This is a genomic window from Allobosea eneae (genome assembly GCF_042657265.1).
Lineage (GTDB): Bacteria > Pseudomonadota > Alphaproteobacteria > Rhizobiales > Beijerinckiaceae > Allobosea > Allobosea eneae.
In genome coordinates, this window is the sequence record NZ_JBHSLW010000018.1 from 160,810 (window position 1) to 175,447 (window position 14,638).

Here is a 14,638-nt window from a genome sequence, read left to right on the forward strand (position 1 = left end):
GGAATCAGCCGCCGAACAAGCGCTCGAAGAAGTTCTTCTCCTGCGGCGCCGGCGGCGTCCAGGCGCGGTCGCCCGAGGCGGCCTGCTGCGTCCGCGCCGGCGGCGCGATGCCGGCGACCGGCTCGCCGCCGTCGAAGATCGACCTCGGCGCCGACTGCCAGAGCCCGCCAGGCAGTTGCACCGGCTGCTGGCCGGCATGGGCCGCCTTCATGTACTTGCCCCAGATCTCGGCCGGCAGGCCGGCGCCGGTGACGCGCTTCATCGTCGAATTGTCGTCATTGCCGACCCAGACGGCGGTGACGAGGCGCCCGGTGAAACCGACGAACCAGGCGTCGCGGTAGTCCTGCGTCGTGCCCGATTTTCCGCCGACCTCCCAGCCGGGGATGTTCACCTTGCTGCCGGTTCCGCCGGTCATCACCGCGTGGAACATCGCATTCATCATCGACAGCGTCTGCGGCTGGATCACCGGGCCGAAATTATTGGCCTTGCGGGCGTAGACGAGCTTGCCATTGGTCGATTTGACCTCGCGGATGACATAAGGGAGCACCGACTGGCCGCCATTGGCGAAGGTCGCATAGGCGGCGGTCATCTCGAGCGGCGTCACCTCCGACGTCCCGAGCGACAGCGACGGGTTGGCCTGCAGCGACGAGTTTATGCCGAGGCGCTGGGCCGTGCGCACGACCTCGCGCGGCGTCACCTCCTGGATCAGGCGGGCCACGACCGTGTTGAGCGAATGGGCGAAGGCGGTCTGCAGCGTCACCGGGCCGCGGAAGGTGCGCGAGAAGTTCTCCGGCTCCCAGCCCTTGATCGAGACCGGGGAATCGTCGCGGATCGTATCCGGCGTCAGGCCCTTCTCGAGCGCGGTGAGATAGACGAAAGGCTTGAAGGACGAGCCCGGCTGGCGATGCGCGGCCGTGGCGCGGTTGAATTGGCTCTTGGTGTAGTCGCGCCCGCCGATCAAAGCGCGGATCGCCCCATCCGGCGCCAGCGAGACCACAGCGCCCTGCGAGGCGTTGAGCTTGCCGCCCTGCGCCGCGAGCCCCTCGACCAGGATCGTCTCGGCCGAGCTCTGCAGCCTGGTGTCGATCGTGGTCAGCACGGTGACGTCGCCCTCGATCGCGCCGATGAAGTCGTCGAGCACGTCCATGACATAGTCGGCGGCGTAGTTGACCGAGCCGGCCCCGACACGCTCCGGCACCTCGGCCGGCGCCCCTAGCGCGGTCTTGGCCGCCGATTGCGAGATAAGGCCCTGATCGGCCATCGCCGAGATCACCAGCTGGGCGCGCTTCTCGGCGGCCTCCGGATTGCGGTTCGGCGCAAGGCGCGAGGGCGCCTGGACGAGGCCGGCGAGCATCGCCGCCTCGGCGATCGTGACCGAGCGGGCCGACTTGTTGAAATAGCGCTGCGCCGCCGCCTCGACGCCATAGGCGCCCGAGCCGAAATAGACGCGGTTGAGATAGAGTTCGAGGATCTGGTCCTTGGTGTAGGTCCGCTCCAGCCAGAGCGAGAGGATCGCCTCCTGGATCTTGCGCGCGGCGGTGCGCTCCTGGGTCAGGAACAGGTTCTTGGCGAGCTGCTGCGTCAGGGTCGAGCCGCCCTGCACGCCGCCGCGCTTCGTCACATTGTTGACGACGGCGCGGGTCAGGCCGATCGGGTCGATGCCGAAATGCTCGTAGAAGCGCTTGTCCTCGATCGCGACGAAAGCCTTGGGCAGATAGGGCGGGACTTCGCCGATGGTGATGGTGCGCCCGCCGGTCTCGCCGCGATTGGCGAGCAGCGTGCCGTCCGCCGCGAGGATGGCGATGTTCGGCGGCCGCTTCGGCACGGTGAGCTGGTCGATCGGCGGCAATTGCGCGGCGTGGTAGGCGACGAGGCCGCCGACGGCGAGCACCGCCCACAGGCCGAGCACGAAACCCCAATAGAAGATGCGGCCGAAGAAGGAGCCGCGCTTGCGGCGCTGCTTGCGACCACCCTTGCTGCGCTCGTTCTGCTGGCGGCGCGGTTGCTGGCGCGGTGCCACCGAATTCCTTCCTCCGCGATAGGGGCGGTCCTCGGCCGACAGGCGCAGATCGCCGTCGTCGCGCTCGTGATCGTCGCGCGCACGCTCGAATGACGGCTCCCGCCGCTCACCGCCTCGTTTCGACCGGTCGTTCATCCCGCCCCGTTCAGGCCCCGCCGCCGCGCTGCGATCCACAGCCCGGCGGTTTTCCAGACAGGATTCAAACATGGCGCTTTTAAGGGGTGGTTAAGCCCGATTCCGGCGAATTTTCCGCAATGGTGAACGAGGCGGCCGCTGTTGCGGATTTGCCGCTCGGTCAATTTGCTGCACTGCAAACGAAAACGTGACTTGATCGTCCTTGCTTGCACAGGAACAAGCGCGGAGCGATCAAGGTGACTTCTTCGCCAGCAAACACAATCACTTAGCAATTTTTTCCAATTCGAAACAGGACGGAAGGCAACCCGCCCATGCAGGCTCTCAACTCCCTGAACCGCTTTGCGCCGCAGGCGCTCGCGCTGTTGCGGATCGCAACCGCGCTGATCTTCATCGCCCATGGCACGCAGAAGCTGTTCGGCTTCCCGGCCGCGCCGGCCAGCGGCCTGCCGGCAGCGTTCACGCTGTTCTGGTTCGGCGCGATCCTCGAGGCCTTCGGCGGCCTGCTGATCCTGATCGGCCTGTGGACGCGCCCCGTCGCCTTCATCCTCTCGGGTGAGATGGCCTATGCCTACTGGATGTTCCATGCGCCACGGAACGCCTATCCGCTGCTGAACAATGGCGACGCCGCGATCCTCTACTGCTTCATCTTCTTCTATCTGGTCTTCGCCGGCGCCGGCGCCTGGGCGCTCGACAACCGCTCGAAGTGACCCGCATCTAGCCCGACAACGAAGAAGGCCCGCCCTCGATGAGGGCGGGCCTTCTATTTTGAAGCTTGGCTCCAGATCAGACCGCGGCCGAGATCCAGCGCGACAGGTCGCTCTTGGGGGCAGCGCCGACCTTCTGCGAGGCCAGCTTGCCGTCCTTGAACAGCATCAGCGTCGGGATCGAGCGGATGCCGTACTGCGCCGGGATCTGCTGGTTCTCGTCGACGTTCATCTTGACGATCTTGACCTTGCCGTCGAGCTCGCCGGCGATCTCCTCGAGCGCCGGGCCGATCATCCGGCAGGGGCCGCACCACTCGGCCCAGAAATCCACCACCACCGGCTCAGCCGACTTCAGCACGTCGGACTCGAAGCTCGCATCGGTCACTTTGGTCGTCGCCATGGCTCATCGCCTTTCGATTCGCATGCGGCAACAACGCCGCTATTCGTCGCTGAAGCTATGAACGGGCAGCCGCAGGGTCAAGGCTGGCTCACCTTCCGGTGAAGCGGGGCTGATGTGCTTCCACTGAGGATAGACCGCCGCCTCCTGTCATTGCGAGGAGCGCAGCGACGAAGCAATCCAGAGAGACTGGAGCGAGTCCTCCTGGAATTGCTTCGCTTACGCTCGCAATGACGGCGCGGTCATAGCCGCCAGCGCGGCGTCGAGCAATTCCGGAGAGGGCTCCAGCGGCTTCAGGCTCGCCGTATAGATCGCAACTGTCCGAACCCGGCGGCCGGGATAGATCTGACTGATCAGTCGGCGATAGACCGCCAGCTGCGCCAGTGTCGCGGCCGGTAGCGCGGACGCATCCTGCGGTGGACGGGCAGCCGTCTTGAAATCGGCGATCAGGACCGCGCTCTCGCCGACCGCGAGCCGGTCGATCCGGCCCTGCACCGGCCGCCTGCTGCCATCGCCCATGGTGATCACGCCGGCGAGCGGTACCTCGGCCAGGCTGCCCGGCCCGAACAGCCCGCCGAACTCCGGCGCGGCGATCAGCGCGAGCGCGTCGTCGACGATCCTGGTGCGACGCTCCTCCGGCAGTGAGCCACCGCGCGCCAGCGCCAGCGCATGGGCCGTGCTGGCGCGACGTTCGGGCGGCACCTCCGGCAGGACCTGCAGCAGGAGATGCGCGAGCCGGCCGGCCGCGGCTGCGTTGGCGAGGAAGGGCCCGTCATGCGGACGCTCCTGCGCATCGGCAGCGGAGAGCGCGCTCGACGGGCGCAAGGGCGGAGCCGGCTCGGCCTCTTCCGGCGCGGAGCGCGTCAGCCAGTCCGGCGGCATCGCCGCCGCCCGCACAGCGACCGCTTCCTCGGCGGCTTCCTCTCCCGGCTGCGAGACCATGAAGCGGCGGCCCTCGCCGTCGCCATCGGGTGCCGGAACGTCGCGCAGCCAAGGCTCGGAACCGGCGAGGCCGAGCTCGGCCATGGCGTACCAGGATCCCTCAGGCGCCTCGCCCTTGGCCTGCACGCCGCAGAGGATCAAGCGCTCCTCGGCCCGTGTCAGCGCGACATAGAGCAGGCGGTGATGTTCCTCGACCATCTGGGCGACTATGGCGTCCTTGGCGCGCCGCATCGCGGCGGGGTCGTCTGCGCGCCTGCTCGGCCAGACCGGCACCTGCGCGCCGCGCGGCGGCGCGACCGCCATCAGCTTCGGCAGGCGGCGCTCGCCGGGGGCGATGCCGAGATCGGCGAGAATGACCACGGGCGCCTCCAGCCCTTTCGAACCGTGCACAGTCATCACCCGGACCTCGCCGGCGCTGGCCGAGAGATCGCGCTTCACCTGCGTCGCCACCGCGCCGATATGGTGCAGGAAACCGGCGAGCGAGGGGCCGTAACGCCGCTCATGGTCGAGCGCGGCGCTCAAGAAGGCGTCGAGCGCGTCGCCGGCTTCCGGGCCGAGCCGGGCGAGGGCGAGATTGCGGCCGCCGCCCGGGCCGAGCAGGCCGGCGTAGAAGCGGAACGGGCCGCAGCGCCCGGCCTCCTCGGCAAGCTCGGTCAAGCGCGCCTCGATCGCGGCGTAACGCGGCTCGGTCTGAGCCGCCGCGCGGAAGGCGTCGCGCAGCGAGCCTTTCCGCTCCGGCGCAAGGCGCATCAGATCGTCGTCGTCGAGACCGAAGAGCGGCGCCTTCAGCGTGATCGCCAGCGAGAGATCGTCCTGCGGGAGCAGGATCGTCCGCCCGAGCGCGACGAGATCCTCGACCGCCGGATGGTCGGCCAGAGTCAGGCGGTCGCGGCCGGCGACCGGCACTTCGCGATCCTTCAGCGCCTTGACGATCGCCTCGAACAGCGCGCCGCGCTGGCGCAGCAGGATCATCACGTCGCCCGGCTTGAACGGCCGGCCAATATCGTCGCGGCCGGCGTCGCTCCAGCGCTTCAGCACATCGGCGATGCGGGCGGCGAGCTTGACGAGGCCCGAGCGCCGCTCGGGTGCATCGACCGGCGTCGTCCAGGCATCGGGCTTCTCGCTGGCGTCATCGGCCGAGACCGGCCAGAGATCGACCGCGCCGACCGAGGCGCGCCTGACCGTATCGTGCCGCTCGGGGCCGGCGCCGCCGTCGAAGACGAGGCCGCGCCAGTGCTCCGGCGGCGCGAACACCGCATCGACCGCGCGCATGATGTCGGGCGCCGAACGGAAGGAGGTGGTGAGGCTGATCGGCTCGAAGCGCTGCCCAGCCTCTGAGAGGCGCCGGCCGAGCAGCCGCCGCTCCTCGCTGAAATGGGCGGGGGCCGCGCCCTGGAAGCCGTAGATCGACTGCTTCTCGTCGCCGACGACGAAGACGGTGCGCGGCCGCACCAGCTCGCGCGCGCCCTCGCCGGAAGAGAACTCCTCGGCGAGGCGGCGCAGGATCGCCCATTGCGCCTCGCTGGTGTCCTGGGCTTCGTCGAGCAGGATGTGGTCGATGCCGGCGTCGAGCTTGTAGAGCGCCCAGGCCGGATCGACCCGGTCGAGCAAAGAACGGGTCTTCGCGATCAGGTCGTCATAGTCGAGCAGCGAGCGCTGCGCCTTCAGCTTGCGGTAGGCGGAAAGGATATGCGTCACCAGCACGGCGAGCGCCGCGCTGCGCTCGCGCACGGTGATGGCGTTGAGCTGGTCGATCGCCGTGGTGAGGCAGGCGGCGACGGCGTCGAGCGCAGTGTCGAGATCGGACGGCAGGGCGCTGTTGCCCTTGCCGCGGACATGCTGGGCGACATTGCCTTCGGCGGTGAGCAGGCCGGCGCGGCAGGCGGAGACCGGATCGATGCCCGGCGCATCCGACAGCGCGAGCCTGATCGCAGCCGCCGCCTTGGCGCGCGTCGCGCTGCCGGTCTCGAAGGCGGCGACGAGCCGCTCGAGATCGGGGACAGCAGCCAGGTCGCGTTGGAAGCGCTCTCGCACCGTCTCGGCGGCGAGATCCGGCCCGATGCCGAGGAAGGCGCTGAGCCCCGAAACGATCTCCTCCGGCTGGCGCGCCCGCCCCTCGGCATCGCTGAAGACGGCGCGCTGGTGCAGGGCCTCGCGCATGATCTGGTCGAAGGTGTCCTGCGCGGCGTGCTCGGCCATGTAGCGCAGCGCCCTGGCCTGCGGCCCGTCCGGGTTGGCCTCGGCAACGGCGAGCAGGTCACGTCTGGCATCGCGCATCAACTCGTCCTGGGCGAGATCGTCGGCGACCTCGAAGCGCGGCGGGACATTGGCCTCGAAGGGGGCGCTCTGCAGCACGCGGGTGCAGAAGGCGTGGATCGTCTCGATCTTCAGGCCGCCCGGCGTCTCCAGCGCCTGGGCGAAGAGACGCCGGGCCCGGCTAATGTCGCTCGGGGGCGGCAATTCTCCCGTCAGTTCCTTCAACGCCTTCCACAGGTCTCCGTCTTTGGCGACAGCCCATTTCGAGAGCGCCCGGAAGATCCGGTTCGACATGTTGGCAGCGGCCGCCTTGGTATAGGTGATGCAGAGCATCCGGCCGGGCGCAACGCCGTCCAGCAGCAGCCTGAGCACCCGGTTGACCAGCACATGGGTCTTGCCCGAGCCGGCATTGGCCGAGACCCAGGCGCTGAGATCGGGCTGCGCCGCCAGCGCCTGGTTGCGGCGCGTCTGCTCGGGAATGGTCCAGCCGGCGGGCGTCATGGCAAGGTGACCTCACCAATGAAGCGCGGGAGCCCTCCCCCCTTGTGGGGGAGGGTTGGGAGGGGGGTGACCGGGTGAGCCGCGTCGAGGCTTCGCGGATGATCGGCCTCACGGCTGACTACCCTCCTCTCCAACTCTCTCCCACAAGGGGGGAGAGGGCCGGTTGCGGCTCCACCGCCTCGCCAGGATACCACCCTCATGCCTCGTCTCCGGCATCGCCGAGATCGGGCGCCGCCGACCATTCCTTGACCCGGGCGAGCTGGTCATAGGGGCTGGCGTATTTGATGTAGGCCGGGGCGCGCCGCGAGAGCCAGGGCTCGCGGCCGGCGCGCAGCACGGAGAGATGGTCGAGCAATTGCGCGAGATGGCGGGCGGTGACGTCGGCCTGCGCCTCGTCCTTGAACGACAGCCTCTTGTCCTTCTCCCAGCTCTTGGGATCATGGTTGAGACGCAGATAGAGCAGCGCCTCGACCGGGCCGGGCAGGATGTCCGGCGAAAAGCCATGGCGCAAAGCGAGCTCGGCCTCCAGCGTCAATTGCGGAGCGAAGCCGAGGCGGACCTGCTCGTCGCTCGGCGGCGCGCCAGTCTTGAAATCGATGATGCGCAGCGTGCCTTCGCGCGTGATCTCGACGCGGTCGGCCCGGCCGGTCAGCAGGATCGAGGAGCCATCGATCAGCGGAAACTCGCCTTGCGTATCGCGCTCGACCGCGACGCGGGCAAGCCCCGGCCGGCGCCTCTCCTCCCAGCCGAGGAAGTTCTGTGCGATCAGCAGGAAGCGCGGCCACCAGAAGGCGCGCACCTCCGGCGTCTCCTCATAGGCGCGGAAAAAGCGCTCGCCGATCTCGATCAGGCTGCCGAGGGCGCCGGCCGGAATCTGCTCCGGGTAGGTCTCGGCGAAGGTTCCGACGATGTCGTGCAGCAGCGAGCCGCGATCGGTCGCGCCGGGATCCTCGACCAGCTCGGGCAGGGCGTCGAGCCTGAGGATCTTGCGGGCATAGACCGCATAGGGATCGCGATAGAGCGTCTCGACCTCGGTGACGCTGAGCCGCTTCGGCTGCAGATGCGCCGCCGGAAAGGGTTTTGGCCGCGGCACCGGCAGGAGGTCGGCCGGCTTGCCGAGCAACGCGGCCCAGGCGATCAGCTCGCGCCCGCGTCCCTCGGCCGCTTCCCAGCCTTCAGCCGGCGCCACCGCCTTGAGGCGCTGCCAGAAGCGCGAGGGGATCGTCTCGGCCTCGCCGGCCTTGCGGGCGCGGGTCAGCGTCACCTTGCCGGCGAGCGCCGCCGCGACGAAGTCATGCGCGGTCTGGCCGATGCGGCGCTCCGGTGGCGAAAGGCCGAGCTCCGCCCGCATCGGCCGGTTGATGAAGGAATCGGTCTCGGTCGCCGGCGGCCAGACGCTCTCAATCAGGCCGCCGAGCACGACATGCTCGGCTTCGAGAAGGCGGGCTTCAAGCAGGCCCCAGATCTTGACGCGCGGATGGCCCGGGTAACGGCGCTGAACGACGCGCTCGCCGATCAGGGCCTCAAAGATCGCGACCCAGTCGCGGGCGCGGCCCTCACCGGGGGCTTCCGGCAAGGCCGCATCGAGATCATCGAACAGGGCGGCCAGCGCCTCGCCATCCGGCCCGCGCCAGGCAAGGATGGCGCCGTTCTCGTCACCACTCAGCGTTTCGACGGCCCGGCGGGCCTGCGCCGCGATCTCGCGCAGTTCGGGTGCCGGGCCCGCCAAGGCCGCCCCGAGCGGCGCGAGCGCATCTTCCAGCCCGGCGAGCACCTGTTCGGCGGCGCCGACATCCTCGTCCGTGAGCTTGCGGCGCGGGCGCGGGGCGTATGTCGCCTCGCGCAGCTCCGGCAGCGCCTCGAAGGCGCGGCGCAGGCCCGGAAAGCCCGGTCCGACCGGCTCGCCGCGCCAGCAGCCGATCTCCAGCGTCGCCGCGCCTTGCCGCAGGCGCGGCTCGGCCAGGCCCAGGCGGCAGAGCGGATGCGCCAGCAGTGCGACGAGGCTTGCCGGCGAGAGGTCGCCCTCGACCGCATCGAGCGCCAGCCGCAGCAGGGCGCCGGCCGGCCAGCGGCCGAGCGGCATGCCGGCGGAATCGTCGGCCTGGATGCCCCAGCGCCGGAGCTCGACAGCGACGCGCTCGGCAAGGCCGCGATCGGGGGTAATCAGGGCGGCACGGGCATTTGGCTCTTCCAGTGCCTCACGCAGGGCGAGCGCCGCGACCAGCGCCTCCTCGCGTTCATCTGCCGCCTCGACGATACGCAGCCCGTCGAGCGCCCCGGCAGCTAGGGGCGCAGCGCCGGCCCAGTCATCCGTGATCGAGGCCGGCAGCAGGGCACGGCGCAGCAGGTCGCGGCGCGTTTCCAGCCCGGGTGAGGGCTCGGCAAGGGTGATGACCTCGTCCCGGTTCGCACCGATCTCGTCGAGCAGTCGATGCAGCGCCGCCTGCGGGTGGGACGGCGCCGGTTCCTGGACGATGGCGCGCCAGCCCTGCTCCGAGAGCGCCTCGTCGAGATCGGGCAGCACGACGGCGCCGTTCGGGGCGCGGGCGAGCGCGGCGAGCAGGCGCGCCGTCGCCGGCACCGTGCCGGTCGATCCGGCCGCGATCACCGGCCCGTGGAAATCGCCGGCGAGCAGGCGCTCGCGCTCGGCCGCGAGCATGCGGTTGCGGAACTCGGCCGGGTCGCATTCGGCCCGCTGTTCGAGAATCGCAGGCCAGGCTTGCGCGATGATGTCGAGGAAACGCGCGTTGAACTGCCAGATCTCGTCGAAGCGGGCGGCGTCGAGCCCCTTCAACCGCGCCGGCGAGACGCCTTCGGTCTGGAGCTGGTCAAGCAGATGGGCGAGGTCGCCGGCAAGCCCCCAGGCCTCGGCCAAGGTCGCCGGCATCAGCGAGGGCTCGGCCGGATCGAGCTTGAGATGCTGGCGATTGGCGGTGCGGCCCCAGGCCGAGATCAGCGTCGTCAGGATGAAGCGACGGTGCAAGGGGTCGATCGGCGCGACGCGCTGCAGCGCCAACGCATCGCCGGCACCGGCGATCAGCGCCGTCTCGGCCTCGTCGACATCGCCAAGCGGGACGATGCGCGGCAGCAGCAGTGGCCGGCCACCGAGCTTTTCCGAGAGGATCGTGCCGAAGGCCCGCGCCGCGCGCTGGGTTGGCAGGTAGAGCGTGGTACGCGAGAGCGCGGCGGGATCGCCAGGGTCGAAGGCCCGGCCGAAGCGGCCTGCGATCAGCGCCTCGGCGAGCACGGAGAGGAAGGGCGCGCCGGCCGGGATGCTGAACAGGTTGAGCCCGGCCATCGCGGCTCACCCGTTCTGATGGGCGGCGTAGGCCTGCTCCGCCAGCGGGATTGCCTCGGGCGTGCCGACATGCAGCCAGCGCCCGTCGAGCAGATGGCCGAACAGCGTTCCCCTGGCGATGCAGCGATCGAACAGCAGGTTGAGCGAGAACGGCCCTTCCGGCGTATCGGCGAAGAGGTCCGGCTTGATGATGGCGACGCCGGCATAGACATAAGGCGCGCTCGCAGCCTGTCCGCGCCGCGCAAGCCGGCCGGCCTCGTCGCGGAAGAAGTCGCCGGCGCCGTCGAAGCCGACACTGCTCTGCCGCTCTGCCAGCAGGAGCAGCATGTCCATGCGCCCGGCATCCCAGGCGGCGGCCATGGCGGAAAGGTTCGACGCTCCGAGCTCGCTCCAGAGCGAGTCGGAGTTGACGTGGAAGAACGGCTCGGTGCCGAGCAAAGGCAGCGCCTTCTTCACGCCGCCGCCGGTTTCGAGCAGGACGTCGCGCTCGTCGGAGATGGTGATGCGCGGGCTGGTGCGGCCGGCGACACGCGCCTCGATCTGCTCGGCGAGGTAGTGGACATTGACCACGGCGTCCGCAACGCCAGCTCCGGCCAGCCGGTCGAGTGCATGGTCGAGCATGGTCTTGCCGGCGATCGCAACCAGCGGCTTCGGCATGGTGTCGGTGATCGGGCGCATGCGCTTGCCGAGCCCGGCGGCGAGCACCATGGCCCGGCGGATCGGCGACGAACCGGTCTGCATGATCTCAGCGAATCTCCTGCCGGCCATATCGGTCTATCAGCCATGGCCGGCGCGATTGCTCAAGTGTGGCAGCGGCGGTTTCAGGCGGCGCGCAGGCTCTGTTCCGACAGGTGCCCCGCATTCGGCGCAACGGTGACGAAGCTCGCCATGGCGCTGCTGAGCTCGGCCATCTGGGCGGAGAGCGCCCGCGCCTCGGCGAGGCTCTGCTCGGCGAGCGCCGCATTGCGCTGCGTCGTCTCGTCAAGGTGCTCGGCGTTGCGGCTGACCTCGTCGATGCCGCTCGCCTGCTCCTGGCTCGCCGCGGCGATCTCGGCGACGGCGCTCGCGACCTCCTGCGAGGCGTTGAGGATGTCTTTCAGCGAGGTGCCGGCCGAGCGGACCAGCCTGACGCCGCTCTCGACTTCCGCAGTCGACGTCGCGAGCAACCCGCCGATAGCCTTCGCCGCCTGGCTGGAACGCTGGGCGAGCGTGCGCACCTCGCTCGCGACCACGGCAAAGCCCTTGCCGGCATCGCCGGCGCGGGCGGCCTCGACGGCAGCGTTCAGGGCGAGGAGATTGGTCTGGAAGGCAATCCCCTCGATCACCGAGGTGATCTCGGTGATGCGCCCGGAAGTCGCCTCGATCCGGCCGATCGCCAGGACCGCCTCCGCAGCAATCGCGCCGCCCCTTTCCGCAAGCGCGCGGGCGGATTCGGCTCGCGACGCTGCATTCCGCGCCACGAGCGAGCTGGTCTTGACCGAGGCCGCGAGCTCTTCGGTCGTCGCGGCGGTCCGGACCAGTGCACCGGCCTGGTCCTCCGCTCCTGCGGCAAGCGCCTGCGCATGCTTGCGCATGGCTTCCGCAATCGAACGCGCATCCTCCGCCGTGTCCTGAATGGACGAGATGGCCTGGGCCAGACGGCCGCCAGTCTCGTTGATCGCATCGCGCAGGTTGCCGAACAGACCAGAATAGCTTCGCTCGACCCGGCGTGTGAGGTCGCCCTGGGCCATGCCGCCCAGCGCATCGGCGAAATCGAGCGCCGCGCCGCGCACCGTCGCCGATATCTGGTTGAGTCCCTGCGCGATCTCGACGCCGGCGCCGGTCTTGTCGGCTGGATCGATCTCCTGGTCGAACTCGCCGCGGCTCGCCGCCTGGACGACGGAGGCGATCTCACGCTCGGCCGCGAGCTCGGCGGTCACGTCGTGCCATTGCAGGGTTTCGCCGATCAGTTCGCCGGCTGCGTTGCGGATGCCGCTGGCGGTGACGTCGACTGTGCGCCCGGCGATCTCGCAGCGGGTCTCCTCCTCCGCTCCGTCACTCTGCAGCACCGTGCGCCGGAAGGCGGGATTGGCGAAGAGGTGGTCGAGCTGGCTGCCGATCAGCGCCTCGACGGCGAAGTCGCGATCGCTTGCCCGCAGGGCCGGCTCCAGCCCCTCCAGCAACGTCCGCAAGCCACGACTCATCAGCGCGATGTTGCCATCAGGACCGGTGATCATCAGCATCGCCGTCGAGGATTCGATCGCCGTTGTCAGGGCCTGATGCGCACCCATCGCCTGGAAGCTTTTGAGGGCACGCGCGATCTCGCCGAGCTCGTCGCGGCTGTCGGCATGCGGGATGGCGGTGTCGTAGTCGCCCGCCTGAAAGCGCCGGATAGCGGCCACGAGACCGCGCACCGGCCGGTTGATCGAACGCAGGATCAACACGCCGAGTAGCACCGCCAGCAGGAAGAAGCCGGCTGCGACCACAAGCTTGACCCGGATATCGCTCTCGAGCGCGCCGATGCGCCGCTCGAGCAGGCTGGCCAGCTTGGCCTGCACCTTGGCCGAGATGTCGAAGCCGCCGGCAAGCAATTCGTCGGCCGCTTCGATGAACTGCGCGGCGCCTCGCACAGGTATTTCCGACTCGATCGCCGTCTGGGCATTGGCAGCTTGCGAGGACAGCCGGTGCGCCAGTCCGAGGAAGCGCTCCGCCGCGGCCTTGAGCTCCTCCTTGGCCGCATCGTCGGGAATGCGGTCGAGCGCTGTGAGGAGCGCGCCCTGCACGGCTTCGCGCGCCCGTCCGAAGCGGGTCTGCGCCGCGACGAATTCGCCAAACTCCGGCAGATCGGCCCGGCCGTTGCGGACATAATAGGCGAGCGTGCGGCGCAGGCCGACCGTGGCGACGACAAGTTCGGGAATCCGCGCCACCACGACATCGACGAGATAGTTGCTTTCGAGCCGGGGATCGAGCGTCAGGCCGGCGCCATCGGCGATCTTGTGAATGGCGCTGCGTGAGGCTTCCAGCGCCAATAGCCGATCCGGACGCGCCGCGGCGTCCAAGAATTCCGTCACCGCCGCTTCCGACTGGAAAAGCGGATCGAACCGCCGGCCAATCTCTCGCGCGGCGTTGATGACGCCGGCATCGAGCCCGCCGGAGGTCTGCTGCGTCAGAGCTGTGATGGTCGGCGTGAGCGCCTGGAGGTAGTCGGCGCCGCGCACTTCGTGCCGGGCGAAGGCGATATCCTTGCTGGCCTGCGCCAGGAACAGATAGGTCATGAGGGCGAAGGGAGCGGTCGCCGCGGCGATCAACACGCCGAGCTTGGCGCCGATCCTGAGATCGGAGAAGCGCCAGCGAAGCCTAGTCGTCATCATAAGGGTTCCGAAAACGGCCACAACGCCGGCCAAAGGCTGGCTGGCAGCGGATCAGGTTCGGAATCGGTCATAGCGACGCAATCCCTTCGATTTGGTCAATAGCTTCAGGTGGAAGCGACCAATGCATGCCTATTGCACAGCATCGATACCATTACGTCATGTCAAATTACCGACATACGAAATTTAATGCCTGTCAGAAAGCCTTTAAAGACATTTTTGCGAAGGTAAATGTGCCGGCTAATCGATAAGTCGATGGGATGAACGCTTCATGTTGCCTCAGCCCCACCAGCGGAGAGCTCGGGCGAAGGCTGCGGAGCAGTGACCCGATCGCTCCCGGCAGCAGGCTCAGAGAAAGCTCGCGATCTCCTCCAGCGGCTTCTTGCCGATCGCCGGGACGACGCAGCCCTCGGCGGGATAGCCGACGACGAGCAGGATCAGCGCCTTCTCATTGTCCGGCCGGCCGCAGAGCTCGTTGAGGAAGTTCATCGGCGCCGGCGTATGCGTCAGCGTCGCCAGGCCCGCCTGATGCAGCGAGGCGATCAGGAAACCGGCGGCGATGCCGACCGATTCAGGCACGTAGTAGTGCTTCACCTTGCAGCCTTCGGCGTCATAGCCCCAGCGCTGGGCGAAGATCGCGATCAGCCAGGGCGCGGTGTCGAGGAAGGGCTTGTGCTCGTCGGTGCCGAGATGGGCGAGCGCGCCCAGCCATTCCTCGCCGGCGCGGCCGGCATAGAAGGCGCGCTCTTCTTCCTCGGCGCCCTCGCGGATCTTCCGCTTGATAAGCGGATCGGAGATGCAGACGAAGGTCCAGGGCTGCTGGTTGGCGCCGGACGGCGCGGTGCCAGCGGTCGCAACCGCCGCCTCGATGATCTCGCGCGGGACCGGCCTGTCGGAATAGTCGCGCACCGTGCGGCGCGTCCTCATCGTCTCCAGAAATCTGAGCGCCTGCGCCTTCATCTCCTCCTCGGGCAGGCCCTGGAAGGCGAGCGGCATGGTGACATAGGCGTTCATCGGTTTCCTCCTGACAGCTTCTTG

At 68.9% G+C, this 14,638-nt stretch carries 8 protein-coding genes; 1 reads left to right on the plus strand and 7 read right to left on the minus strand.

Going from position 1 to position 14,638, the window contains the following annotated elements; all coding sequences use genetic code 11:
• Positions 1 to 4: 4 nt before the first annotated feature.
• Positions 5 to 2,155, minus strand: a complete 2,151-nt coding sequence (locus ACFPOB_RS13755) for a transglycosylase domain-containing protein (RefSeq protein ID WP_377799031.1) — start codon at positions 2,153 to 2,155, stop codon at positions 5 to 7.
• Between the two features lie 311 nt (positions 2,156 to 2,466).
• Here ACFPOB_RS13755 and ACFPOB_RS13760 point away from each other — a divergent pair, with 311 nt between their 5' ends.
• Positions 2,467 to 2,862: a DoxX family protein gene (locus ACFPOB_RS13760; protein WP_377799032.1), complete on the plus strand. Its 396-nt coding sequence runs from the start codon at positions 2,467 to 2,469 to the stop codon at positions 2,860 to 2,862.
• Between the two features lie 76 nt (positions 2,863 to 2,938).
• On the opposite strand, the gene trxA is transcribed toward ACFPOB_RS13760, so the two are convergent.
• From trxA to ACFPOB_RS13790, 6 genes are all read right to left on the minus strand, one after another.
• Complete coding sequence (trxA, locus tag ACFPOB_RS13765; RefSeq protein WP_377799033.1) at positions 2,939 to 3,259, minus strand: thioredoxin; 321 nt, start codon at positions 3,257 to 3,259, stop codon at positions 2,939 to 2,941.
• A gap of 216 nt (positions 3,260 to 3,475) precedes the next feature.
• Positions 3,476 to 6,955 carry a double-strand break repair helicase AddA gene (addA, locus tag ACFPOB_RS13770; RefSeq protein ID WP_377799034.1) on the minus strand — a complete coding sequence of 1,160 codons (3,480 nt, stop codon included), beginning with the start codon at positions 6,953 to 6,955 and terminating at the stop codon, positions 3,476 to 3,478.
• Positions 6,956 to 7,151: 196 nt separating this feature from the next.
• On the minus strand, positions 7,152 to 10,253 hold the full coding sequence (gene addB / locus ACFPOB_RS13775) for a double-strand break repair protein AddB (RefSeq protein WP_377799035.1): 3,102 nt from the start codon (positions 10,251 to 10,253) through the stop codon (positions 7,152 to 7,154).
• 6 nt (positions 10,254 to 10,259) lie between these two features.
• A complete protein-coding gene (locus ACFPOB_RS13780) occupies positions 10,260 to 10,994 on the minus strand; it encodes a nucleotidyltransferase family protein (RefSeq protein WP_377799036.1) in 735 nt (244 codons plus the stop codon).
• An 80-nt stretch (positions 10,995 to 11,074) separates the two neighbouring features.
• Positions 11,075 to 13,600, minus strand: coding sequence for a methyl-accepting chemotaxis protein (locus tag ACFPOB_RS13785; RefSeq protein WP_377799037.1), 2,526 nt, complete (start codon positions 13,598 to 13,600; stop codon positions 11,075 to 11,077).
• 348 nt (positions 13,601 to 13,948) lie between these two features.
• Positions 13,949 to 14,614 carry a nitroreductase family protein gene (locus ACFPOB_RS13790; RefSeq protein WP_377799038.1) on the minus strand — a complete coding sequence of 222 codons (666 nt, stop codon included), beginning with the start codon at positions 14,612 to 14,614 and terminating at the stop codon, positions 13,949 to 13,951.
• Positions 14,615 to 14,638: the final 24 nt, after the last annotated feature.